Here is a 24,470-nt window from a genome sequence, read left to right as displayed (position 1 = left end):
ATGTTGAGTCACCGCCGCTTCAAGCGTTGGCCGAGCGTGTGCGCGGCCAGCAGCAACGACTCTCCGAGCGCGGCCTGGCGTCGGGCATCGAAGCGCATCTCCACTCCGGTGAGGCTCAGTGCCCACATCGGCTGACCCAGTTCGTTGAACACTGCCGCGCCGATACCCCAGCTGCCCTCGACGATCAGGCCCGGGTTGACCGAGTACCCGCTGACCCTGGTCTGTTCGATGCGGGCTCGAAGCTGGGCAGGTGAGTGCACCGCGCCCCAATCTCCGGTCAGGTCAACACGATCGAGATATGCCGCGATCTCCGAATCCGGAAGATGCGCCAGCATGACGATCCCGGCCGAGGCAACCCCGAGTGGGAACCGCTTGCCCGGATGCAGCACATGTGAGCGCAGCGGGAAGCTGCCTTCCTCGGCGGACACGCATACCGATTCGTCGCCCCGGCGGGCGGAGAGGAACGCGCTCTCGCCCGTGTCGCGCGCCAGTGTGCGGAGAATGTCGGTGGCCAGCGGTGCCGCGTCGTAGCGGGTGGCGGCCACCGATCCCAGCAGGTAGATCTCCGGCCCCAGGAACCACACACCGGTGTCGGACGCGCGGTCGACGAGGCCTTCGCCGGCCAGCGCGGTGAGCATGCGGTGCGCGGTCGCGCGAGGCGTGTCCGTCGTGCGGGCAAGCGCGGTCGTGGTGAGTCCGTCCGACCGGGCGTCGGCGAGAGCACGCAGGATCGCCGCGGCCCGCGTGATCACCGGAGTACCAGGTCCACCGTCGGTCACAGCCACACTCTAGCGTCCACCCAGTGGACGCCGGTGGCGCATCGTGTCACCTGAGCGGACACAACCCGCCTGGCACACCGCTGGGTCTTGCGTTACCCGGCCCGATGGTGATGTTCTCGCATAGGCAAGTGATCCACTGAACGAACGCGGGAGCATGGAGTATGGCCAGTAAGAAGGTCGCTGACGTCCACGAGGCGGTCGCCGACATCGGCGACGGCGCATCGGTGGCAGTCGGAGGATTCGGGCTTTGCGGGATTCCGGACAGCCTGATTCAGGCCGTGGCCGATTCTGGCGTCGGGAACCTCTCGGTGTTCTCCAACAACTGCGGTGTCGACGGCGTGGGACTCGGCGTCCTGCTCGGCCTGGGGCGTATCCGCCGCGTAACAGCGTCCTACGTCGGGGAGAACAAGGAGTTCGCGCGTCAGTACCTGGCCGGTGAGCTCGAAGTCGAGCTGACGCCCCAGGGCACGCTCGCTGAGCGGTTGCGCGCCGGCGGGGCCGGTATCCCCGCCTTCTACACGCTCGCCGGGGTGGGCACTCTCGTCGCGGACGGTGGGCTGCCGTGGCGCTACGCAGCGGACGGGTCGGTCGCCGTCGCCTCGCCGCCCAAGGAGACCCGGGAATTCGACGGCAGGCGATACGTGATGGAGACCGGCATCCACGCCGATTTCGCACTCGTGCACGCCGCCGTCGGTGACACCCACGGCAACCTGGTTTTCGACAAGACTGCGATGAACTTCAACCCGCTGGTCGCCATGGCCGGCCGGATCACGATCGCCCAGGTCGAAAAACTGGTCGAGCCAGGCGAATTGGATCCTGAGGCGGTCCACCTTCCGGGCGTGTTCGTGCAGCGCATCGTCGAGACGGGACCACAGGAGCAACGTATCGAGAAGCGCACCGTGCGCGAGGAGACAGAGGTGTCCGCATGACGGATTCGGTGATCACCAAAGGTTGGACCCGTGCGCAGATGGCCGCCCGTGCGGCGCGCGAACTGTCCGACGGGCAGTACGTGAACCTCGGAATCGGCCTTCCGACGCTGATCCCCGGTTATCTGGACCCCGATGTCCATGTCACGTTGCACTCGGAGAACGGGATCCTGGGCACCGGCCCCTACCCGACGGCCGATCAGATCGACGCCAACCTCATCAACGCGGGCAAGGAAACGGTCACGGTGCTCCCCGGGGCGGCGTTCTTCGATTCGGCGCTGTCCTTCGGGATGATCCGCGGCGGTCACATCGACGTCGCCGTGCTCGGCGGCATGCAGGTGTCGCGATTCGGGGACCTGGCGAACTGGATGGTCCCGGGGAAGATGGTCAAAGGCATGGGCGGGGCGATGGACCTCGTCCACGGGGCCGGCCGGGTCATCGTCCTGATGGAACATGTCGACAAGTCGGGTCAGCCGAAGATTGTCGAGAGCTGCACCTTGCCATTGACCGGAGAACGCGTGGTCCACCGGATCATCACGGATCTGGCGGTCATCGACGTTTCCGGCGACGGCACGCTGACCCTTGTCGAGGCCGCACCAGACCTCACGTTCGACGAGGTGCAAGCTGCCACGGGCGCGCCGCTGATCCAGGGTTAGCGCAGCGCGGGTTCGGCCCGACCTGCATACTCACACACCATGTGTGCTGCCGATCACAACCCCTTCATAGTCAAAGAGGGTCTCTCGTCGACCACCGGCCTGAAACGTGTCGTCACCGCGTCGATGGCCGGCACGGTCGTCGAGTGGTACGAGTTCTTCCTGTACGGCACTGCCGCGACGCTGGTTTTCAGCAAGGTGTTCTTCGCCCAGTCCGGCAGCGACCTGGATGCGATCCTGGCGGCGTTCGTCACCTACGCGGTCGGGTTCGTGGCGCGGCCGTTGGGTGGCATCGTGTTCGGCCACTTCGGGGACAAGTACGGCCGCAAGAAGTTGCTGCAGTTCTCGCTGCTTCTGGTCGGCGCCGCGACCTTTCTGATGGGTTGTCTGCCGACATACGGGCAGATCGGATATTGGGCGCCCACCCTGCTGGTGGTGCTGCGCTTCCTCCAGGGATTCGCGGTCGGCGGCGAATGGGGTGGGGCGGTGCTGCTGGTGGCCGAGCACAGTCCCGATCGCAGCCGTGGTTTCTGGGCGAGTTGGCCGCAGGCCGGTGTTCCTGTCGGCAACATGCTGGCCACCATCGTGCTGCTGGTGCTGACCAGCACCCTCTCGGACGCGGACTTCCTGTCGTGGGGTTGGCGGGTCGCGTTCTGGCTGTCGGCGGTGGTGGTGCTGATCGGTTACTACATCCGCACGAAGGTCACCGACGCGCCGATCTTCGTTGTGGCACAACAGGAAGCAGAGCAGCGCAAGACATCGTCGTTCAGCGCAGTCGAGGTGCTGCGCCGCTACCCGCGCGGTGTGCTGACCGCGATGGGGCTGCGCTTCGCCGAGAACATCATGTACTACCTGGTCGTCACCTTCTCGATCACGTACCTGAAGGTGCACGCGCACGCCGACACCGGTGCGATCCTGCGCTGGCTGTTGGTCGCCCATGCCGTGCACCTCGTGGCCATCCCGATGGTCGGCGCATTGTCGGACCGCGTCGGCAGGCGCCCGGTGTACCTGATCGGCACCGTCGCCACCGGAACCTGGGGGTTCTTCGCCTTCCCGATGATGGACAGCCAGAACCACCTGGTGATCATGTCGGCCGTCGTCATCGGCCTGCTGTTCCACGCCTTCATGTATGCGCCGCAGCCGGCGATGATGTCCGAGATGTTCCCGACCCGGATGCGTTATTCCGGTGTCTCGCTGGGCTATCAGGTAACCGCGATCGTGGCGGGCTCACTGGCGCCGATCATCGCCGTGCGGTTGTTGAGCGATTTCGGCTCATCGGTGCCGATCGCGATCTATCTGGCCGGCGCCTCGGTCGTCACCCTGGTGGCGGTGTACTTCGCCAGGGAAACCAGGGGTATCGACCTGGCCGACGTGGACCGCGCCGACCTGAATGCCGTCGGCTCTGCGTCCAGGGCGTGAATGTGCGACTGGGCCGCGCCCTCACCGCAGAGTCGAACTAGCCCAACCACGCACCGATGCGGCGCAGGGCCTCTTCGATGTCGCTGGTCGGTCCGGCGAAGGACAGCCGCACATAGGAGCCACCCCGCACGGTGTCGAAGTCGATGCCAGGGGCGATCGCAACGCCGGTGTCGGCCAACAACTTCGAGCACCAGGCCAGTGAGTCGTCGGTGTAATCGCTGACGTCGGCATACACGTAGAAGGCGCCATCGGGCGGGGCCACCCGATCGATACCGATGCTGCGAAGCCCGTCGAGCAGAAGCCTGCGGTTGTCGGCGTAATGCGACAGCAGGCCGTCGGCCTCGGCCAGGGATTCCGGAGCGAACGCGGCCACCGCGGCATGCTGTGCCAGAGCCGGTGGGCAGATGGTGAAGTTGCCGGTGAGGCGGTCGACCGCGCGCTGCAGGCCGGTCGGCACCAGCAGCCAGCCCAGCCGCCAACCGGTCATCGCGAAGTACTTCGAGAAACTGTTGACCACCACGGCATTCCGCGATGTCTGCCAGGCGCAGCTGGTCTCCGGCGCGCCTGGGTAGACCAGACCGTGGTAGACCTCATCGCTGATCAGCCGCACATCTGCGCTGTCGCACCAGCGAGCGATCGCGGCCAATTCCTCGGGCGGAATGACGGTGCCGGTTGGGTTGGCCGGACTGGCGACGATCACGCCGGCCACCGGGGGATCGAGTGCTTCCAACATCGCGACCGTCGGCTGGAACCGGGTCTCCGGCCCGCACGGGATCTCCACCACCTCGCAGCCGAGCGCCGTGAGGATGTTGCGGTAACAGGGGTAGCCCGGGCTGGCGATCGCCACCCGGTCGCCGACGTCGAAGCAAGCCAGGAAGGTCAGCAGAAATCCGCCCGACGACCCGGTGGTGAGAACCACCTCGTCGACACCGACCTCGACGCCGTACCTGAGATACGACGCGGCGATTTGCGCGCGCAGTTCTGGCAGACCGAGCGCGACCGTGTAACCGAGGGAGCCCTGGTTGAGCGCAGCCACGGCGGCATCGCGCACTGCCGTCGGCGCCCCGGCACTGGGCTGTCCGGCGGACAGGTTGACCAGGTCGCCGTGCGTGCGCTGGCGTTCGTCCGCGGCCAGCCACACGTCCATGACGTGAAACGGAGGGATCCCGGCGCGCAGGGAGACGTGGTCGGTCATCGGAGTGAGGTTAACAATGCCGCTCTGATCGCCGAAATGGCATTCCGGCAGAGAAAGTGCGAGTAGCCACCTGCTGGAATGCGGTTTCGGCGAACATCGGACGGGCCTAGAAAACTTGTGTTTCGAGCCGGCGCAGATGCTCCCGCGGCGGACCCAGGAGCTGGGCGCTGCCGTGAGCACGCTTGAAGTACAGCTGGATGTCGCTTTCCCAGGTGATCGCGATACCGCCGTGCAGCTGGATGGCTTCGGCGGTCACTGCGGACAGCGCCTCGCTGGCGAAGTAGCGGGCGAGGGAGGCCGTGGTGGGCGACGGGTCGGCGATGGCGTCGTTGACGACGGCGCGCGCCGAGGACACCTTGACGTACAGGTCGGCCATCCGGTGCTTGAGCGCCTGGAAGCTGCCGATCGCGCGGCCGAACTGCACCCGGTCCTTGGTGTAGGCGACGGTGAGATCCAGGCAGCGCGACGCGGCACCGATCTGTTCGGCGGCCATCAGCAGGGCGGCGGTGTCGGCCAGACCGGGATCGGCACCGAGGACGACGGTGTCGCCCGCGATCACCGCGGACAACCGGCGGGTCAGATCCATGGTGGATTTGGGTGTCGCGGTGAACGTGGTCCAGCGCGTCAGGTTTTCCCCGTCGGTGCCGATGACGACATCGGCTACGTCGCCGTTGATGACGTAGTCGGCGTCGAAGGCCACGGTCCCGATGGACGTGCCCTCGGCAAGACCCTCGAGCGGTTCGTGATCGTCGACCGCCAGTAGCGCGAGCTCCGCCAGCGTGGTGCCCAGCAGCGGGGTCGGCACCAGCGCCTTGCCGAGCTCCTCGAGAACCAGTGCGGCATCGGCGAGTTCGCCTCCGGCGCCGCCGAGTTCCTCAGGAACCACGAGTGCGGCCGCGCCGACCTGCTCGCACAGCAGGCTCCACAGCTTCTCGTCGTAGCCGCGCTCGGATTCCATCGCGGTGCGCACGGCCTCAGGGGAGGCGTGCTTGTCGACCAGCGCGGCGACGGTTTCGCGCAGCAGTTGGCGTTCTTCACTCACGAGAGGACCTCCAGGAGTCGACGACGGTGCAGGGTGGGATCGCCCCAGGCACTCCGCAACGCCTGAACGCGCAGCAGTGACAGGGACAAGTCGTGTTCCTGGGTGAACCCGATGGCGCCGTGGGTCTGCAGCGCCGAGCGGGCGGCCAGCAGGGCGGCGTCGGCGGCGGCCACCTTGGCGGCGCTGATGTCGCGGGCGGTGTCGGGTGACCCCTCTGCCAGCGACAGCGCCGCACCGTAGACGAGCGGGCGGGCCAGCTCGACGGCGATGAGCACGTCGGCCAGCTTGTGCTTGATGGCCTGGTACGAGCCGATGATCCGGCCGAACTGCGCGCGCTGCTTGGCGTATTCGACGGACTGGTCCAGCATGGCCTGGCCGGCGCCCACCAGCTGGGCGGCCGTGGCCAGGACACCGAACTCGTAGGCGCGCGCGGTGTCGGCGGCCTGGGTATCGCCGGATGCGGTGACGTCGAACAGCTTTCGGGCCGGGTCGACGGAATCGTGGCCGGCGCCGGCAGTCGCGTCACCGACCTGACCGTCGGCGGCCAGCAGCGTCAATCCGGCGAAATCGGAGTTGACGGCGCGCGGTGCCTGTGGCGGCATGGCAACCGTGGCGATGAGCTCGCCGGAGGCCAGCGAACCCGAGCGTTCGTCGTTCGCCAGCAGAACCGGTGCAACGGCGATGGACTCGGTCACCGGACCGGGCACTGCCCAGTAGCCCAGCCGCTCCAGGGCGACGACGAGGTCGACCGGATGGGCTTCGATGCCGTCGTACTTCTCGGGCACCAGCAGTGCAGTGACCCCGAGGTCGGTCAGCTGTGCCCACACCTTGCGTCCCGGCCCGGTGTCCCCTTCCCCCCAGGCTCGTACCGCGGCCGGGACATCGGCGGCGCCCAGTGCGGCGTCGATGCTGGCCGCGAAGTCCCGCTGCTGTTCGTCGATCTCGAAGTTCACTTTGGCTTCCCTCCAGATTCGCGCGGTAGGCCAAGCAGTCTTTCCGCAATGATGTTGCGCTGGATCTCGTTGGTGCCGGCGTAGATCGGGCCGCCGAGCGCGAACAGCAGCCCCTCGGTCCAGTGGTCGACCAGCTCGGCGTCGGGTCCCTGCATGTCCAGGGCGGTCTGGTGCAGGGCGACGTCCAGGTCGGACCAGAACACCTTGGTCACCGAGGACTCGGCACCCAGTTCACCGCCGTTGGCCAGCCGGGTCACGGTGCCGAAGGTGTGCAGCCGGTAGGCCTGGGCCTTGATCCAGGCATCGGCAACCCGGTCCGTGAACACCGGGTCAGGATTGGACTTCCATTGCTCGACAAGCCGTTCGGCCGGTGCCATGAAGCGCGCCGGGCTGCGCAGCGACATACCGCGCTCGTTGCTCGATGTGCTCATCGCGGCGCGCCAGCCCTCGTGCACGCCGCCGATCACGTCGTTGTCCGGCACAAACACGTCGTCGAGGAAGATCTCGCCGAAACCGGTGTCCCCGCCCAGCTGGGCGATCGGGCGCACGGTGATGCCCGGCGCCTTGAGGTCGAACATGAAGTAGGTCAGACCCTTGTGGCGCTGGGCCTCCGGGTCGGACCGGAACAGGCCGAAGCCGCGCTCACCGAAGGGTGCGCGTGAGCTCCAGATCTTCTGCCCGTTGAGCTTCCAGCCGCCGTCGACCTTGGTGGCCGTCGAGCGCAACGAGGCCAGGTCGCTTCCTGACTCGGGCTCGGACCAGGCCTGGGCCCAGATCTCCTCGCCGCTGGCCATCTTCGGCAGCACGCGCTGGAGCTGCTCTTCGGTGCCGTGGGCGAACAGCGTCGGCGCCAACATGGCGGTGCCGTTGGCGCTGGCCCGACCGGGCGCTCCGGCGTGGAAGTACTCCTCCTCGAACACCACCCACTGCAGCAGGGTGGCGTCGCGGCCGCCGTACTCCTTGGGCCAGGCGATCACCGACAGTCCGGCGTCGAAAAGCACCTTGTCCCAGCGGCGGTGCTGTTCGAAACCCTCAAGGGTGTCGTACGACTTCGTCGGGAACGAATCCCGATTGGCCGTCAGAAACTCACGGACCTCGGCCCGAAAGGCCTCGGTCTCGTCGTCGAATGTCAGGTCCATTGCACCCCTTCTCGGGTCCCTCTGCTGCGCAGCACCGGTTTGATCACCTTGCCGCCCGGATTTCGCGGCAGCACATCCAGAAACTCAATTGATCGCGGCGCCTTGAAGTTCGCCAGATGCTCACGTGCGTACGCGATCACGGCCGCCTCGTCGAGCGTCACGCCCGGCTTGAGTACCACGAAGGCCTTCCCGACTTCGCCGAGCCGCTCGTCGGGAACACCGATCACCGCCGTCTCGGCGACACCGTCCAACCGGGCCAGCACCTGCTCGATCTCGGCCGGGTAAACGTTGAACCCGCCGCTGATGTACATGTCCTTGAGCCGGTCGGTGATGGTCAGGTTGCCGCGGGCGTCGAGCGTCCCGATGTCGCCGGTGTGCAGCCAGCCCTCGGTGTCGATCGCGGCCGCGGTGGCCTCGGGGTCGTCGAGGTAGCCGAGCATGACGTTGGGTCCGCGCAGCAGTACCTCGCCCGAATCATCGAGGCGCAGTTCGAAATCGGCGATGGGCCGGCCGCAGGTGGTGGCCACGGTGACGGCGTCGTCGTCGGCGCTGCACATGGTGCCGAAGCCGGCCGCCTCGGTCAGGCCGTAGGCGGTCAGCACGATGTCGATGTCGAGCTCTGATTGCATCCGCTCGATCAGCACTACCGGGACGACGGCCGCGCCGGTCACCGAGAAGCGCAGCGAGGACAGGTCGTAGTCCGCGCGGTTGGGCTGGTCCAGCAGGGTCTGGAAGATCGTCGGCGGGCCGGGCAGCACCGTGATGCGCTGTTCGGCAATGGTTTTCAGGACCTGCTCGGGCTTGAACGTGAGCACCGGGTACAGCGTGGCACCCGTCTGCAGACAGGCCAGGATGCCGGCCTTGTAGCCGAAGTTGTGGAAGAAGGGGTTGATGCACAGATAGCGGTCGGTGCTCGTGACCTGGCCGCACTCGGCCCAGGCGGCCGATCCGTCGAGCGACTGACGGTGGGCGCAGCGCACACCCTTGCTGCGTCCGGTGGTGCCGGAGGTGAACAGGATGTCGGACACGTCGTCAGACTGCACCGCAGCCGCACGGGCGTCGACCTTTTCCAGGGCATCCGGTCCGGATCCCCGGGCGACGAACTTGTCCCAGGTTCCGTCCTGTTTTTCGATGGGCACCCGCACGATGTGCCGCAGCGCGGGAAGTGCGTCGCGGTCCAGTTCGGCCGCGCGGTCCGAGCCGAGGAACTCGCCCGAGGCGATCAGCAGCGGGGCCTCGGTGCGGGCCAGGATGTCGGTGGCCTCGCTGGCGGTGTAGCGGGTGTTCAGCGGCACCATCTGCGCACCGGCGTAGTGGGTGGCCAGGCAGGCCACCACCCAGTGCCAGGTGTTGGGAGACCAGATCGCCACCCGGTCGCCGGGTTCGACGCCGAGAGCGATCATCGCCGCAGCGGCTTGGCGTACGTGCGCGCGCAGTTCCGAATAGGTGAGGCTCTTATTGTCGCTGACCAGGGCCTCATGGTCGGAAAACTCCACGGCAACCCGGTCCAGCACCGCTGGAACGGTGCGGCGATCTTGCCCCGCGAGCGGGTGGTGTGCCCTGGCCATCGACTCCCCTAACAAAGCAAGTGCTTGGTAGGTTAGCCTACAGGGGTGATAGAGGTCCAGGAGTTCCGGGCCGAGGTCCGGCAGTGGCTCGCAGACAATCTTGTTGGCGAATTCGCAGCGCTCAAGGGCCTGGGTGGACCGGGGCGTGAACACGAAGCCTTCGAAGAGCGTCGGGCGTGGAATCAGCATCTCGCCGCGGCGGGACTGACCTGCCTCGGCTGGCCGGTGGAGCACGGCGGCCGCGAGTTGTCGGTGGCGCACCGCGTCGCCTTCTATGAGGAGTACGCCCGCGCGAACGCGCCGGACAAGGTCAACCACCTGGGCGAGGAACTGCTCGGGCCGACGCTCATCGAGTACGGCACCCCCGAACAGCAGCAGCGGTTCCTGCCCAAGATCCTCGACGTCACCGAGCTGTGGAGCCAGGGCTACTCCGAGCCCAACGCCGGCAGTGACCTGGCCAATGTGGCGACGACGGCCGAGCTGGTCGGCGACGAATGGGTCATCAACGGCCAGAAGGTATGGACATCACTCGCGCACTGGGCGCAGTGGTGCTTCGTCGTGGCGCGCACGGAGAAGGGCTCCAAGCGGCACGCCGGCCTGTCCTATCTGCTGGTGCCGCTGGATCAGCCCGGCGTCGAGATCCGCCCGATCATCCAGCTGACCGGGGACTCCGAGTTCAACGAGGTGTTCTTCGACGACGCCCGCACCGAGGCCTCGCTGGTCGTCGGTCAGCCCGGTGACGGCTGGCGCGTGGCGATGGGCACGCTGACCTTCGAGCGCGGCGTGTCCACGCTGGGCCAGCAGATCCGCTACGCCCGCGAGCACTCCAACCTCGTCGAGTTGGCCAAGCGCAGCGGCGCGGCCGACGATCCGCTGATCCGCCAGAAGCTGACCGAGTCGTGGACCGGCCTGCAGGCCATGCGGTCTTACGCCCTGGCGACCATGGATGTCGAGCAGCCCGGGCAGGACAATGTGTCGAAGCTGTTGTGGGCCAACTGGCATCGCGAGCTCGGCGAGATCGCCATGGACGTGCAGGGCACGGCCGGGCTGACGTTGCCCGAGGGTGAATTCGACGAGTGGCAGCGGCTGTACCTGTTCTCGCGTTCGGACACCATCTATGGCGGGTCCAACGAGATCCAGCGCAACATCATCGCCGAGCGCGTGCTCGGCCTACCCCGAGAGGCCAAGGGCTGATGGATTTGTCGGTAGCTCCCAAAGAGGTTGAGGGCCACGGCCTGCTGAAGGGCAAGGTCGTCCTGGTGACCGCCGCCGCCGGAACCGGCATCGGCTCGTCCACCGCCCGTCGCGCGCTGCTCGAGGGTGCCGACGTCGTGGTGTCCGACTACCACGAGCGGCGCCTCAACGAGACCCGCGACCAGTTGGCCGAGCTCGGCCTGGGCCGGGTCGAGGCCGTGGTCTGCGACGTGACCTCCACCGAGGCGGTCGACGCGCTGATCGCCCGGTCGGTCGAAAAGATGGGCCGCCTGGACGTTCTGGTGAACAACGCCGGCCTCGGCGGCGAGACCCCGCTGGTCGACATGACCGACGACGAGTGGGACCGGGTCCTGAACGTCACGCTGAACTCGGTGATGCGGGCGACCCGCGCCGCCCTGCTCTACTTCCGTGATGTCGAGCACGGCGGGGTGATCGTGAACAACGCCAGTGTTCTCGGCTGGCGTGCGCAGCACTCGCAGTCGCACTACGCCGCGGCCAAGGCCGGCGTGATGGCGTTGACCCGTTGCAGCGCAATCGAAGCCGTCGAGTACGGGGTGCGAATCAACGCGGTGTCGCCGAGCATCGCGCGGCACAAGTTCCTGGAGAGGTCCGCCGACGCGGCGCTGCTGGACCGGCTGTCCTCGGACGAGGCGTTCGGCCGCGCGGCCGAGCCGTGGGAGATCGCGACCACCATCGCCTACCTGGCCAGCGACTACTCGAGCTACCTGACCGGCGAGGTCATCTCGGTTTCGAGCCAGCGGGCCTAGGTCACACGAGTCACAGGCTCGGGTGGTATGTCTGACATGCCCGCCTACGAGCGACAATTCAGCGACAATCGCCTCACCGGCAACACCCGCCGCGCCTGACGCATTGTCGCTTGTCCCTTTCGGCTGTCCAGCATCATTGGGCACATCGGCCTCAGTGGCCCCGTGCCCGACTATCAGCGACTCTGTCGCTGGTAGTCGGGCAATCTGAAATCTGTTGCCTGCGTGGCTCTTTAGGTGCAAGTGACGCGTGTACTGATCGTGCATGCGGCAGAAGTTTCCGACGGGGCGTATGTGGCGATTGTCGCTCGATTGTCGCTGGCAGGCGGGCACTTCGCCACCTGCCCGGACGCCGACGCCGTTGAGGCTCTGCGACTAGGGTTCGCCCATCCCGCGCTGCGCCAGACCGGTCCGGTCAGCCCAGCCGCGGATGTCGCCCTTGGTGATGGCCAGCGCCAGCAGTTCGGGGAATGCGTCGGGAGTGCAGGCGAACGCCGGGATCTCCATCGCAGCCAGGTCGGCGGCGATCTCCCGGTCGAATGACGGTGCGCCCGAATCAGACAGCGCCAACAACACGACCACTTGGACGCCCGCATCCACGAGCTGTTTGACCCGGGCCAGCATCTCGTCGCGGACGCCACCCTCGTAGAGGTCCGAGATCAGCACGAAGATGCTGTCGGTGGGCCGCGTGATCAAACTCTGGCAGTAGGCGATGGCCCGGTTGATGTCGGTGCCGCCGCCGAGCTGGGTACCGAACAGCACGTCGACGGGATCGTCGAGCAGATCGGTGAGGTCGACGACTTCGGTGTCGAACACCACGAGGGATGTGCGCAATGACCGCATCGACGCGATGACCGCCCCGAAAACTGCTGAATACACGATCGATTCGGCCATCGAACCGGACTGGTCGATGGCCAGCACGATGTCCTTGGTCACCGACCGGCCGGCGCGGCGGAACCCGACTAGCCGTTCGGGGATGATCGTCTTCAGGTCCGGCTGGAAGGTTTTCAGGTTGCGGGCGATGGTGCGATTCCAGTCGATGTCGGAAGCCAGCGGCCGGTTGGTCCGCGCGCTCCGCGACAGCGCCCCGCGCAGTGTGGCCCGGGTACCGTCGGCGATGCGCCGCTCGATGTCCTCGACCACCTTGCGCACCAGTGCCCGGGCCGAGGCCTTCGACTCGTCGGGAATGGCCTCACCCAGCGTGATGAGTGTGGTGGCCAACGACAGATCCGGGACGATGCTGTCCATCATCTCCGGTTCGAGCAGCAGCATGCGCAGATTGAGCCGCTCGATGGCGTCCTGCTGCATCACCTGAACCACCGTGCTGGGGAAGTACTTCCGGATGTCACCCAGCCAGCGCGCCACCTTGGGCGCGGATCCGCCGAGGCCACCCTTGCGGTCGTAGAGCTCCGACAGCGCCTTGTCCATTTCGACGTCACCGGCGTGCAGGCTCGGCAGCGAGTCCGCATCCGACCCCAGCACCAGCCGCCACCGGCGGTCGCGTTCGTCCGGGATGGTGTCGTCAGCCATGGTTGATACCTCTTGCGAAAATGGCGGCCGCCGCGATCACGACAGGGCGGGCGCGGTCGGCATCGATGTCGAATTCGGTATGGGCGGTGGAGCCTGCGGTGGTCACCGCATGCCCGATATTGCGTTTGATGCCGGCGTCGAAGGTGCTGAAGGTGCGACGCACCAGCGGCAGAACATCGGTGAATTCCGTTGCGGTCAAACCGGTCAACCATTCGTCGATCACGGCCAGCAGCTCGGTGTCGTGAACCAGTAGCAGTCCGCTGCCGGACAGGAACCCCTCGATCCAGGCGGACTTCTCGTCGGCCGGGGCGCCGATGCTCAAGGCGCGACGCATGCGTCGGGCTGCTTCGGCGGTGGTGAACACGGCGCCGTCGACACCGATTCGGACGAACCGGCCGACCAGGCTGCCGTGTAGATCGTCGCGATCAGCCAGCCGCGCGATGGTGGTCAGCCATTCGCCGCGTACGTCTGCCTCCAGCAGGTCCACCGTGTCGGTGACTGCGTTGACGTGTGCGAGCATCTCGGCGGCCGCGTCCGGACCGAGCCCGGTCAGCGTCGCGGGAAGGCCGACGTTGACGCGGCGCAGCAGCGACGTGGTGACGGCACCGAGTGCCTCTGCGTCGGTGCGGCGCACATCGCCGTAGCGCAGCGAACGGGCCAGCGCGGGCAAGGCCGCCATGAGTTCGGTGAGGTCCCGGTCGACTGCGGCCTTGTTCTCCAGGATGGCCAGCAGCTGCGGGACAGCCTCGTCGACACCGCCGAGCAGAGCCGCTTCGATCGCCGCGGTGACCTGGCCCAGATGTTTCGCGTTCTCGGCGGTGTCGGCCAGTCGAGCCTTGCAGGCGCGGTAGACGGTGTTTCCCCACACCGACGAAATCACGACCCGCACCGCGAACTCCGGCTGCCACTGCAGCGTCCAGGGTTCTTTGAACGTGCCCTGACCGGTGGCGATCTCGGGCTCGCCCCACGGAATGTCGAGCACGGTAAGCCGGTGCAGCAGATGGGATTTGGCCAGGTCGTTGGGTTTGCGCAGGTCGAGGGTGACCTGTTTGGCACTGGCGTCGGGTTTGAGCCGCAGCGATTTCTGCTGCTTGGTGATGTCGGCGAGCAGCGGCACCATCGGCAGGTGTTCGGGAATGCTGCCTAGCCGTTCGCCGACGACCAGCTCCCGCACGATCAGCCCGAACCGGGTGTCGGAGCCCTCGCACAGTACGGCCTCGGTGGCCTCGTTGACCTCGCTGAGACCGGGATGGGCGCGACCCCGCATGGCGGCCAGCGCGTTGGCCAGCCGCACTCCTTCGATGACGTGGGCCGAGGAGACGAAGATGTCGTGGTCGCGTAATGCCCTGGCTGCCAAGGTGAGCCAGGTTTCCACTGGTCGGTCCCGTTCGAGGAAGGCGTGCTGGTACCAGCCGGGTGACCGGACGCCTGCGCCGTAACCCGAGGCTGCGGCCAGCCGTGAATGCGTCCACGGCACCCACACCGTCGCGGACTTGACCTTGGGCAGCCCGCGCAGCAGTGCCGCGTCGGCGCTCGCGGCAGGCAGTTTTCCGGTCAGCGCCGGTGCGTGCCAGGCTCCGCACACCACGACGACCGTCGCGAATTCCTTCGCGGCCTTGCGGAGCACCTGGCGCATGTGTGCTTCGCGCTGGTGTTCGATCGGGTCATCTTCGTCGGGTTCCAGTTCCCGCACGGTGTGCATGGCCTCGGTGATCGCCTCGAATCCGCTGCCTTCCGTGCGTGATTCGACAACATCATCCCACCAGCGTTCGGGATCGTCGTAGCCCGCGGCGTCGGCGAGCGCCGCGATCGGATCGACCCGGACGTGTGACGTGTTCTCGTACCGTTGGTCGCGCTGGGCCAGCACGGTGGCCGCGGGCAGGTCGCAGAACCGCACCGGCACCTGGTGTCGCGCTGCCCACAACATGGCCTGCCACTCGGGGGAGAAGGAGCCGAACGGCCAGAATGCCGACACCGCGGGATCGTCGACCGCGTAGGCCATGATCGCCACGGGCGGCACCATGTCCGTGTGGTCGACGTCGGTGGTGAGCCGGTCCGCGTCGGCCGGGCCTTCGATCACCACGATGTCCGGCTGGATCCGGTCCAGCTCGGACAGCACGGCACGGGCAGACCCGGGACCGTGGTGCCGAATGCCCAGGACGTGGGTGGTCACGAGTTCAGCACGTCCCGCGATGCCCGGTAGAAGTCGGCCCAGCCGTCGCGCTCGCGCACCACGGCCTCCAGGTACTCCAGCCATACCACCGCATCGTTGACCGGATCCTTCACCACCGCACCGACGATGCCCGCCGCGGTGTCGGCGGGCCGCAGCACGCCGTCGCCGAAGTGCGCTGACATCGCGATGCCCTGGGTCACCACGGAGATCGCCTCGGCGGTGGACAGCGTGCCCGACGGCTGCTTGAGCTTGTTGCGGCCGTCGGCGGTCAATCCGGAGCGCAGTTCGCGGAAAACCGTGACCACCCGACGGATCTCGTCGGCGGATGTCGGTACCTTCGGCAGCTGCAGTGACCCGCTGATGTCGGCCACCCGGCGCGTCACGATCTCCACCTCGTCGTCGAGGCTCGCGGGCAACGGAAGGACCACGGTGTTGAACCGGCGGCGCAGTGCCGAGGACAAGTCGTTGACACCGCGGTCGCGGTCGTTGGCCGTCGCGATCACGTTGAACCCTTGCGTGGCCTGCACCTCGGAGCCGAGTTCGGGGATGGGCAGGGTCTTTTCAGAGAGGACGGTGATCAGGGCATCCTGCACCTCCGACGGGATGCGGGTGAGCTCCTCAAGCCGCGCGATCTTGCCGTCGCGCATCGCGGTCATGATCGGCGAGGGGACCAGCGCCTGCTCCGAGGGCCCTTCGGCGATCAACCGGGCGTAGTTCCAGCCGTATCGCACGGCTTCCTCGACGGTGCCCGCGGTGCCCTGAACCAGCAGCGTCGAATCCCCGGTCACGGCTGCGGCCAGATGCTCCGACACCCACGTCTTGGCCGTGCCCGGCACCCCGAGCAGCAGCAGCGCCCGGTCGGTGGCCAGCGTCGCCACGGCCACCTCGATGATCCGTCGGGGGCCGATGTACTTCGGGGTGATCTCGGTTCCCGCAACGGTTTCCCCGCCCAGCAGGTAGCGGACCACCGCGTGCGGTGACATCGACCAGTTGGGCGGCGCGGGCTTGTCGTCAGCGGCGCGCAGGGCCGTGAGTTCGGCGGCGAACAGTTGCTCGGCATGCGGACGCAGCAGGGTCGCTTCAGTCATGAGAGTTCCTTCGCAAGGTCGGATCGCAGGGTGAGCAGCTCGAAGATCGTGGCGTAGAAATTGTGCAGTTCCTCGTCCCCGGTGAGGTCGGTGAGCCTCGCGAAGCGCGGCAACCAGTCCAGTGGGTACCCGGCGGCGAGATGCGCCGCGGCCTCGCGGCGTTGGCGGGCCGTGCCCCAGCCGGCCCCGGCCAGGGATCCGAACAGGGCTGCGGCAACATCAGGGGCGAACGGTCGCGGCAGGCCCGCCACGATGCGGAGCAGGGGCGCGGACTCAGCGGTGTCGGTGAGCGCGCGGATCATCTCCGCCGAGATCGCCGGGTGTGCGGCGGCGGGGTCGAAGTACGTGGCGTAATCGCCGGGCAGACACTGCTGCAACAGTGGCACTGCCCAGGTGGGATCGTTGCCGCGCAATGCACTGCCGGTCAGCGCGGCCAGTACGGATTGGTGGTCGGCGTCCGAGAGTGCGCGGGCCACCTTCTCCGGTGCCACCGCGCCGAGCACTTCGGCCCAGAAGGCGATCGGGGTACGGGCGACGACGGCTTCCGGCTTGGTGGTGCTCAGCCCGTCGCGGACTGCCGCGGCGTCGGGCCCGGGTAGGTGGTGGACGGCAACTTTCACGCCCAGCAATGTCTTCTTGACCGAGAAGATTTGAGCGGCACGGTCTTTCATGCGATCGAGATAGCGGCTGCGGGACCGGCCGCTCAGCACCGCGATGGCGGCACTGCGCACCGTGACCGCCCGGTCGTCGAGCGCGGCCTCCAGGAACGGCTCGTCGGTCTCATGTTCGGGTGCCGCGAACGCCGCCAACAGGGCCGCCCGGGACTCGGCGTCCTCGCTGGCCCAGTGCTGTGCCACCAGTTCGCGCGCCCGATCGGGGTCGAGCTCGCGCGCGGTCGCCAGCCAGGTCAGGCGCTTGGCGGTGTCACCGTGGGTGTAGTCGGCTTCCTTCGGCCATTCCGCGGACGCGGTGCGCACCACATCGCGAAGCGCGCGGTGGCTGCGGCCGTAGTGTTCCACCGCGTACCACTGACCGCCGCTGCCGATGGCGTCCCAGAGTGCATGCGTCACAACGTCACTCTGCTGCAGCCGTAACAGCCCGGGGATCAGCCGTGGGGGCAGGCGCAGGCCGGCGGCGGCGAGGTCGGCGAGCGCACCATCGAGGATGGGGCGCACGGACAGGGCGCGTTCGATGAGAAAGCCGTGCGTGGCGGTGATCAGCGGCCGGGTTTCCGGTGGGGCTGCGGGCGTCTTCGGTTCGACGTGTTCGGGACGTTGGCCGGCGCGCCGTGCCAGCGCGTAGAGGCCCGCCACCCGCAGTACCGACCCGACCGGATCGGCCGCGTCGTGTACGGCGGCAACGCTGCCGTCCACCGGAGCGTCGAAGATGCCGTCGGGGAAGGGTTTCGAGCCGAAACCCACGGTGGCGGCGGAGATCATCCGCTGATAGTCGCTCACAGCGCGGTCACCGCCGGCCCGGTCAGGCGCGACGGTGGGGCGTCGCTCAGCATCGACAGCGGATCGACACCATCGGTGGTGATCTCGACCAGCAGCGGCCGTGACTGCCCGCCGCTTCCGGCCTGCAGACGTGCCCAGCGGTCGTCGTCGCAGATCGCCGGAAGGGCGTTACCGTCCGCGTCGACCAGATGGCGGCGTTTGGGCCTGCTGTGTTGTACGGCGCGCGCGTTGACGACGGCCGGAAACCGCAGCAGCCACGGATCGACCGCCAGGGCGCGGGCCCGGGCCGCGAGTGCGTCGTCGATAGCGGTGCCGGTCACGTTGAGATGCTCGATGGCGACCGTCGGCACATCGCCGTCGGGGAGCGCGACGCGGAAGCTCGACGGCCCACCGGGATACAGGTGGACGCCGCCGGTGAACTCGCGGCCCGGGGTGAGCCGGTTGTCGAAACTGGCCCCGCTCGGCGCGGTGGACTGCACGTTGACCAACAGCCCGGTGTCCGTGCCGCTCAACCACATCCGTCGGGTGGTGTAGCGCTCTTCTAGGGTTTCTGCGTACCCGAGCACCTGCCAGGTGTCGCTCACCGGATCGGTGGCCAGCACCTCGGCCCGTGCCACCGTGAACCCGATGTGGCGGCGCACCGCTGCGGCGGTCGGGACGGGCAGCGTGTCGATGGTGCGGTAGGCATCGGTCAGCAGCCGCATCAACCCGAGGTCCTCGATGATCTTCCGCGGCCATTCGTCGTGCGTGAGGTGGCCGGGCAGTCTGCGCAGCCAGCCCGCCAGGCCGGGTGCCTTGGCATCGACCATGCGTTTGGCGATCGGCTCGCTCCACCCCGCATACGGATCCACGCTGATCCCGGCAATGCCGTTGCGGACCTGGTCGTCGATCCACCGCCGGAGTTGCTCCAGGCCCTCGGCGACGCTGCGTTCCCGCGCCGCGACGGCCTTCTCGCTGACCTCACGCGGAGCCTTCGGGGGTGCCGGCGAGACGATGGCGTTCGCCGGGGCTTCCGCCGCGGTGTCGACGTTGCCGCCGCACCAGCGCAGCACCAGACCCACCACATGCTTGCAGGGAAACTGCCGCGACGGGCACGAGCACTTGTAAGTCGGGCCCACCAGGTTGACCTGCACGCGGTACGGGGTGCGGCCGCTGCCCTGGAAGTCTCCCCACAACATGGTCTGGGTGGCTCCGGTGTTGGACCAGCCCGCAGCGCCCGCGAGTTTCTGGCCTGCGGCGTAGGCCTTCCCGGCAAACTGGCGCGCATCATCGGTGGACCACACCGTCTGCTGATCCAACCGCCGCCCCTCCAGATGCGTACTGACCCTGAGCCAGCGTAGCCAGCGGGGCGGACAGCGTCTCCACAAGATCTTCACAAACGCTGCCCGTGACCACCACAACCTGCACTTAGAGTCGAATTCGTGAAGCGAATCCTGGTGGTCGACGACGAGCCGACGATCCTGTCCGCGGTGGCCACCCGGCTGCGCGCCGAGGCGTTCGAGGTCGACACGGCGGTCGACGGACCGTCGGCGGTGGCAACCGCAGCGGCGACCCAACCCGATCTCGTGGTGCTCGACGTCATGTTGCCCGGATTCGACGGGCTGGAGGTGTGCCGGCGCATCCAGGCCGAGCGCGTGGTGCCGGTGCTCATGCTGACCGCCCGCAGCGACGAGACCGACATGCTGATCGGTTTGGGCATTGGTGCCGACGACTACCTGACCAAGCCGTTCAGCATGCGCGAACTGGTGGCCAGAGTGAGGGTGCTGTTGCGACGCGTGGAGCGCGCAATTGGTGACCAACCGCTGTCGGTCGGCGACTACCGCATCGACCTGACCGAGCGCCGGGTACATCAGGGCGACCAGGAGATCCACCTGACCCGAACCGAATTCGACCTGCTGGCCTTCCTGGCTGGTCGGCCCCGCGCTGCGGTCCCTCGCGAGACACTGCTGGAACACGTCTGGGGCTGGGCTTCAGAGGTGGAAACCCGGACCGTGGACAGTCACGTCAAGGCATTGCGGCGAAAGCTGGGGTCGGAGCTGATCCGGACCGTGCACGGTGTCGGCTACGCCCTGGAGGTTCCGCGATGAGCGCTTGCGCGAAGAGCCGAGGATTCAGATGAGCGTCATCGCGGAGCTCTGGGACCGGCTACCGAGACCACTGGATCCGTTCGCGTCGTTCAAGGTCAAGACCGGTCTGCTGGTCGGAGGGGCCATCCTGCTGGCCTCGTTCACCTTCTGGATCGGCGCCAGCTGGCAGTTCCGGTACGCATTGCTCGCCGCGCTCGCCACCTCGCTGATCCTGACGCAGTTCCTCGCCCACGGCATGACCTCGCCGCTGCGCCAGATGACGGCGGCGGCGCGCGCCATGGCGCAGGGTGACTACAGCATCCGGGTACGTGCGACCTCGCGTGATGAAATCGGGCAACTGGCAACGGCATTCAACCAGATGGCAGCCGATCTCGGGGCTGCCGACGAGTACCGCAGAGGGCTGATCGGCAACGTTTCCCACGAGCTGCGCACGCCCATCACCGCGTTGCAGGCGGTCTTGGAGAACGTGGTCGACGGCGTCGTCGAACCCGACGCCGAGACCATGCGGATGGCGCTGTCCCAGACCGAGCGCCTCGGCGAGCTGGTGACCAACCTGCTCGACCTCTCGCGGGTCGAAGGCGGGGCAATTCCGTTGCAGATCGGCCGGTTCGACGTCGACGAGTTCCTGCACGAGGCCGTCGAACACGCTTCCATATCGGCTACGGGCGTACCGGTGTCCGTGCGGGTGTCCCCACCGGGCCTGAAGGCCGTGGCAGACCCGGCGCGGCTGCGGCAGGTCGTGGTCAATCTGGTGGACAACGCGATTCGGCACAGCCCGGCCGGTGGGCAGGTGACGGTGCTGGCGACCCGCAGGCTGTCTGGCCTGCGGCTCGAGGTGACCGATCAGGGCCCGGGGATCGCGTCCGCCGAACGGGAGCGGGTCTTCGAGCGGTTCACCCGGGGCGCCACCTCGGACGGCGGAACTGGCCTGGGGCTGGCGATCGCCCGGTGGGCAGTCGAATTGCACGGCGGGGTCATCGAAGTGATGGACACCGAGCCGGGATGTCGGATCAGGGTCAACATCCCTGACTCTGCGATGGGGGAGAGGTCGAGATGACGACAACAGTTTCAGGATTGCCGGTCCTTCCGGGGCCCGCATTGCCACGCCAGGGCGAACCGGGCTGGACGGTGTGGTCCCGTCGGGTGTGGCCCATCGACCCGCTGGCGTCGGCGCCGCGCCGGGTGCTGGTATCCGCGCTGGTTGCCGGGCTGATCGGTACCGCGGTGTGGCGGCTGTCCGTGCTCAGCGTCGGCTACCTGGTGGTCGGACTGCTGGTCTTCGGCCTCGTCTACGGCACCGCGCCGCGCCGCCCGAGTCGGTCCGAGCAGTTCGGCATCGGTTTGACGTTGGCGCTGCTGGCCGTGCCGGCGTTCCTGGCCGCGGGGTGGATGGGCGCGCTGTGTCTGGCGGCGGCCTGGATCATCGGCTGGTGCACGCTGGTCGGCGGCCGGACCTGGTCGGCGGTGTTCACCGGGCCTTTCCTGCCGTGGGTGCTGTTCGGCAGGTTGCGGAGTTGGGTGTACCAGGCGGTGAGGACCGCGCTACCGGCGCGCTCGGGTCTGCCCGGCCCCGGACGCGTCGCGGCGGTGGCCGGAGTCACCGTCGGACTAGTGGTGGTGTTCGGTGCGCTGTTCGCCGCCGCGGACCCCGCCTTCGCGCATCTGGCCGGCAACCTGGTGCCCTCGGTCGTCGGCGTCGATTTCTTCTCGCGGACAGCCGTATTCGGCATCGTGGTGACGTTCGTGCTGGGCGGTGCTTACCTGGTGCGGTTCCCGCCGCGTCTGGATGCGATGGCCCCGGCACCGATGCAGCCGGTGCCGCGGTGGGAGTGGGCGCTGCCGTTGGGGGTGCTCGACACACTGTTCATTGCGTTCGTCGCGGTACAGGCCACCGTGTTGTTCGGTGGGCACACCCATGTGCTGGAGACCGAGGGACTGACCTACGCCGAGTACGCCCGCCAGGGATTCTGGCAGCTGCTGTGGGTGTCTGCGCTGACGCTGCTGGTGCTCAGCGTGGTGATCAGAGTGGCGGGCCGGGCCAGCGCTTCGGACCGCCGCATGTTGCGGATCTTGGTCGGAACCCTGTGTGCGACATCGGTTGTCGTGGTGATATCGGCGATCCACCGGATGTGGCTGTACCAGCAGGCGTACGGCTTCAGCACCGAGAGGCTGCTCGTCATCACCACCGAGGTGTGGCTGGGTGCGGTGTTCGTGCTTGTCGCGGTGGCCGGCATCCGGATGACGGGCAGGTGGCTGCCGCGGGCCGTGCTGGTGGCCGGTGTCCTGGCCCTGCTCGGCCTGGCCACGTTGAACCCGGAACGGTTGATCGCCGACCGCAACATCGACCGCTTCGAGCAGACGGGCGCGCTCGACGCCGAGTATTTGTCCGGGCTGTCCTCTGACATCGATCCGGCACTACACCGCTTGCCTGCATCGGTGCGCGAGTGCGTGACCGCCCGGGTCCACGAGCCCGAGCCCTGGTACACCTTCAACCTGTCGCGCGCCCGGGCCGATCGGCCGACGAGCGAGGACCTTCCCGAGCACTGCTCGGCGTACTGGTCCGATCCGCAGTACCGGTAGCGGGCTGGATACGCCAGGCGAGAGCGAGCCCCGTAGCGCGTAACGCCGGCTGTGTCCTCTGTCCAGTGGGCTCGACAGAGAACACAGCCGGGTTGTCAGCTGTCGCTGCCGGACTTGTTGTTTCCGGATCCGGATCCGGTCTTACCCGTACTCTTGCCGGCCTTCCCTGCAGACTCCTTGCCAGCCTTGCTGACAGGGCCCTTGCCGGCCTTGTCAGTGCCTGACTCGCCGGGAGCTGCCTTGCTGATTCGGTCCTTGAGTCCAGAGACCGACTTCTGGACTCCGTCGCGAATGCCGTTGACACTCTTGTTGACTTGGTCGGTCGCATCCTCCATCGACGTGCGCAACCGCTGACCGGGCCGCAAGGAGGTAGTGGCGGTCTTGCCGGGGGCTGCCTTGTTGCCGGCCGAAAGATCGGTCGCGCCTGTTGAATTGACCTTCGTCGCGGCGGAAGGGGCATCCTCGGCCGTGGTCGCCTCGGTCGTCTCCTGCGCAACGGTGTCGGTTACGGCAGGGGTGGACGCGGATTCGCTGGGTTCGGCCGCTGGCGTGGCTTGGGTCACCGTGGACTGCGTCGCCGAGGCGGGTTCAGTGGGAGCCGGGTCTGCGGCCGGGGATTCGGCCGGTGTTTGTTCGGACTCGAACGGGCGACTGACGCCCGCGGAAGGGTCGACTGGCGTGCCGGCATCAAGCGAAACCATCGTTCCGGCCGCGATACTGGGGTCCGCAACCGAGGTGGCAGCGGCGGCAGGGAGTGGCGGCTCGAGGGCTCCCACTATGGACTGCGGAACCTTGATGAGCAGCTGTGTCAGTAGGCCTCCGTTGATAAATTGACCTGTACTGCCGGTTCTGCGGACCTCGACCAGGCCCCCGGTCGAGTTCAGGAAGTGGTCGACGGCATCGGCGGGAGCGTTGATCACCGCCCCGAGCGCTCCCAGCGCATCGCCGGCCTCCATGGCGTCGACGATCTTCTGGGCGGTGATGCCCGCGGAAACTAGTGGGGACCACGCCAGGTTCAGGGCCGGGTTAACGAGTGAAGAGAGCAGCTGTATTGGCGCAGTGATCGCATACGTGATGTCTCTGATGTCCTGCAGGACCATGGGTGGCACCGTGAGGAAGCCCTTCAGCCCCATTAGAGGGGATGAGATTCCCAGCAACGACATCACCGTGTTCTGGACAGTCTGGATGGCTGCCTGAGGCTGTCCCGATGCGGCCAGTTCTAAAGCTGTCTGCATCCCCGCTGGGAAAGTGACGGTTGCCCAATGCTGCATGCCCTCGGCAACTAGCGGGAGATCGCCGAACAGTTCGTGCCCGTATCCGTCAAGCTTGGCCTGAAACAACTCCAGCATCCCAGGAAGTGACCGTTCTGGCTGCGCCTCGATGTAGTCACCGATCTCGGTGAGATTCGTGGAGGTTGCCTCGAAGACCTGCATCCACCGCGTAAATGGGTCGACGAAAGTGGAAGCGGCAAGTTGCACCGAGGCCGACGAGATTGCAGGCACTTGGACATCGGGTAGTGGTGCTGGGACGGGAGCTATCGCGATGACGCTCGCTCCGGTCAGCGCTATGGCTGCAGATGAGAATGGGCGGAGAGCTGTGTGCATAGGAACCCCTTCGTGGGCGCTAGGTTTCGGCGACCGGGCGAAGGTATCTGGGAGTCAGCTGTGAAAACTTTCACATTCTGCGCAACCTTCGGATTCTTGTAGAAACACGTTCTAGTTTGCGTCTTCGCAAACGCTGGGTCTCATAATCCGCATGCTGCGCCGCCATATCGCGCTGGCCTGAGTCGGCTGCCAATCGCGAGTACCGACGGCGTGGCTTGCTGAGTCACCGACCTAATGGGAATCGAGCAGCGAGCCTTCTGAGGGTGATGGCCCGTCCGGGGGACGCTGGTCACTGAGC

At 67.3% G+C, this 24,470-nt stretch carries 20 protein-coding genes; 8 read left to right on the top strand and 12 right to left on the bottom strand.

Annotation, left to right across the window (positions count from 1 at the left end; translation table 11 throughout):
- Positions 1-8: 8 nt before the first annotated feature.
- On the bottom strand, positions 9-779 hold the full coding sequence (locus AC4ELH_RS24770) for an IclR family transcriptional regulator (protein ID WP_448445564.1): 771 nt from the start codon (positions 777-779) through the stop codon (positions 9-11).
- Between the two features lie 161 nt (positions 780-940).
- Between AC4ELH_RS24770 and AC4ELH_RS24765 the strand changes: the two genes are divergently transcribed.
- Genes AC4ELH_RS24765 through AC4ELH_RS24755 form a run of 3 tightly spaced genes read left to right on the top strand, consistent with a single transcriptional unit; the run spans position 941 to position 3,777 of the window.
- Positions 941-1,708, top strand: a complete 768-nt coding sequence (locus tag AC4ELH_RS24765) for a CoA transferase subunit A (RefSeq protein ID WP_064937545.1) — start codon at positions 941-943, stop codon at positions 1,706-1,708.
- Positions 1,705-2,361: a 3-oxoacid CoA-transferase subunit B gene (locus AC4ELH_RS24760; protein ID WP_055117907.1), complete on the top strand. Its 657-nt coding sequence runs from the start codon at positions 1,705-1,707 to the stop codon at positions 2,359-2,361. The genes AC4ELH_RS24765 and AC4ELH_RS24760 overlap by 4 nt, the downstream gene beginning before the upstream one ends.
- 39 nt (positions 2,362-2,400) lie before the next feature.
- Complete coding sequence (locus AC4ELH_RS24755; RefSeq protein ID WP_498887364.1) at positions 2,401-3,777, top strand: MFS transporter; 1,377 nt, start codon at positions 2,401-2,403, stop codon at positions 3,775-3,777.
- Between the two features lie 37 nt (positions 3,778-3,814).
- Here the strand turns inward: AC4ELH_RS24755 and AC4ELH_RS24750 are convergent, their stop codons facing one another.
- From AC4ELH_RS24750 to fadD3, 5 genes are all read right to left on the bottom strand, one after another.
- Positions 3,815-4,972: a pyridoxal phosphate-dependent aminotransferase gene (locus AC4ELH_RS24750; protein WP_498887362.1), complete on the bottom strand. Its 1,158-nt coding sequence runs from the start codon at positions 4,970-4,972 to the stop codon at positions 3,815-3,817.
- Positions 4,973-5,078: 106 nt separating this feature from the next.
- The gene (gene ipdE2 / locus AC4ELH_RS24745; RefSeq protein ID WP_498887360.1) at positions 5,079-6,014 is read right to left on the bottom strand and encodes an acyl-CoA dehydrogenase IpdE2; all 936 of its coding nucleotides are present in this window, start codon (positions 6,012-6,014) and stop codon (positions 5,079-5,081) included.
- Positions 6,011-6,967, bottom strand: coding sequence for an acyl-CoA dehydrogenase family protein (locus AC4ELH_RS24740; protein ID WP_498887358.1), 957 nt, complete (start codon positions 6,965-6,967; stop codon positions 6,011-6,013). Before AC4ELH_RS24740 ends, ipdE2 begins: the two co-directional genes overlap by 4 nt.
- Positions 6,964-8,106 (bottom strand): acyl-CoA dehydrogenase family protein, encoded by a 1,143-nt coding sequence (locus AC4ELH_RS24735; protein ID WP_448445573.1) that lies wholly within the window; start codon positions 8,104-8,106, stop codon positions 6,964-6,966. Before AC4ELH_RS24735 ends, AC4ELH_RS24740 begins: the two co-directional genes overlap by 4 nt.
- Entirely contained in the window at positions 8,097-9,674 is a 1,578-nt protein-coding gene (gene fadD3 / locus AC4ELH_RS24730) for a 3-((3aS,4S,7aS)-7a-methyl-1,5-dioxo-octahydro-1H-inden-4-yl)propanoate--CoA ligase FadD3 (RefSeq protein WP_448445575.1), read from the bottom strand. Before fadD3 ends, AC4ELH_RS24735 begins: the two co-directional genes overlap by 10 nt.
- A 45-nt stretch (positions 9,675-9,719) precedes the next feature.
- Here fadD3 and ipdE1 point away from each other — a divergent pair, with 45 nt between their 5' ends.
- Positions 9,720-10,868, top strand: a complete 1,149-nt coding sequence (ipdE1, locus tag AC4ELH_RS24725; protein ID WP_448445577.1) for an acyl-CoA dehydrogenase IpdE1 — start codon at positions 9,720-9,722, stop codon at positions 10,866-10,868.
- The gene (ipdF, locus tag AC4ELH_RS24720) at positions 10,868-11,656 is read left to right on the top strand and encodes a (5R,7aS)-5-hydroxy-7a-methyl-1-oxo-2,3,5,6,7,7a-hexahydro-1H-indene-carboxyl-CoA reductase (protein WP_498887355.1); all 789 of its coding nucleotides are present in this window, start codon (positions 10,868-10,870) and stop codon (positions 11,654-11,656) included. Before ipdE1 ends, ipdF begins: the two co-directional genes overlap by 1 nt.
- Positions 11,657-12,028: 372 nt before the next feature.
- Here ipdF and AC4ELH_RS24715 read toward each other — a convergent pair whose 3' ends face one another.
- The 5 genes from AC4ELH_RS24715 to AC4ELH_RS24695 are packed head-to-tail and all read right to left on the bottom strand — an operon-like array spanning position 12,029 to position 19,199.
- Positions 12,029-13,183, bottom strand: coding sequence for a VWA domain-containing protein (locus AC4ELH_RS24715; RefSeq protein WP_498887353.1), 1,155 nt, complete (start codon positions 13,181-13,183; stop codon positions 12,029-12,031).
- Positions 13,176-15,356 carry a DUF5682 family protein gene (locus AC4ELH_RS24710; protein ID WP_498887351.1) on the bottom strand — a complete coding sequence of 727 codons (2,181 nt, stop codon included), beginning with the start codon at positions 15,354-15,356 and terminating at the stop codon, positions 13,176-13,178. The genes AC4ELH_RS24715 and AC4ELH_RS24710 overlap by 8 nt, the downstream gene beginning before the upstream one ends.
- Positions 15,353-16,444, bottom strand: coding sequence for an ATP-binding protein (locus tag AC4ELH_RS24705; RefSeq protein ID WP_498887349.1), 1,092 nt, complete (start codon positions 16,442-16,444; stop codon positions 15,353-15,355). The genes AC4ELH_RS24710 and AC4ELH_RS24705 overlap by 4 nt, the downstream gene beginning before the upstream one ends.
- Entirely contained in the window at positions 16,441-17,901 is a 1,461-nt protein-coding gene (locus AC4ELH_RS24700; RefSeq protein ID WP_498887347.1) for a DUF5691 domain-containing protein, read from the bottom strand. Before AC4ELH_RS24700 ends, AC4ELH_RS24705 begins: the two co-directional genes overlap by 4 nt.
- Positions 17,898-19,199, bottom strand: a complete 1,302-nt coding sequence (locus tag AC4ELH_RS24695; RefSeq protein WP_498887345.1) for an SWIM zinc finger family protein — start codon at positions 19,197-19,199, stop codon at positions 17,898-17,900. The genes AC4ELH_RS24700 and AC4ELH_RS24695 overlap by 4 nt, the downstream gene beginning before the upstream one ends.
- Positions 19,200-19,322: 123 nt before the next feature.
- On the opposite strand from AC4ELH_RS24695, the gene AC4ELH_RS24690 reads away from it, so the two are divergent.
- The 3 genes from AC4ELH_RS24690 to AC4ELH_RS24680 are packed head-to-tail and all read left to right on the top strand — an operon-like array spanning position 19,323 to position 22,568.
- The gene (locus tag AC4ELH_RS24690; RefSeq protein ID WP_448445590.1) at positions 19,323-19,988 is read left to right on the top strand and encodes a response regulator transcription factor; all 666 of its coding nucleotides are present in this window, start codon (positions 19,323-19,325) and stop codon (positions 19,986-19,988) included.
- Positions 19,989-20,025: 37 nt separating this feature from the next.
- Positions 20,026-21,045 carry a HAMP domain-containing sensor histidine kinase gene (locus tag AC4ELH_RS24685; protein WP_448445669.1) on the top strand — a complete coding sequence of 340 codons (1,020 nt, stop codon included), beginning with the start codon at positions 20,026-20,028 and terminating at the stop codon, positions 21,043-21,045.
- Positions 21,042-22,568 carry a DUF4153 domain-containing protein gene (locus tag AC4ELH_RS24680; protein WP_498887343.1) on the top strand — a complete coding sequence of 509 codons (1,527 nt, stop codon included), beginning with the start codon at positions 21,042-21,044 and terminating at the stop codon, positions 22,566-22,568. The genes AC4ELH_RS24685 and AC4ELH_RS24680 overlap by 4 nt, the downstream gene beginning before the upstream one ends.
- A gap of 95 nt (positions 22,569-22,663) precedes the next feature.
- Here the strand turns inward: AC4ELH_RS24680 and AC4ELH_RS24675 are convergent, their stop codons facing one another.
- Complete coding sequence (locus AC4ELH_RS24675; RefSeq protein ID WP_498887340.1) at positions 22,664-23,917, bottom strand: hypothetical protein; 1,254 nt, start codon at positions 23,915-23,917, stop codon at positions 22,664-22,666.
- Between the last annotated feature and the right edge of the window lie 553 nt (positions 23,918-24,470).

It is taken from the genome of Mycobacterium shunyiense (assembly GCF_058270075.1).
This window is presented reverse-complemented; position numbering and strand designations above follow the sequence as displayed.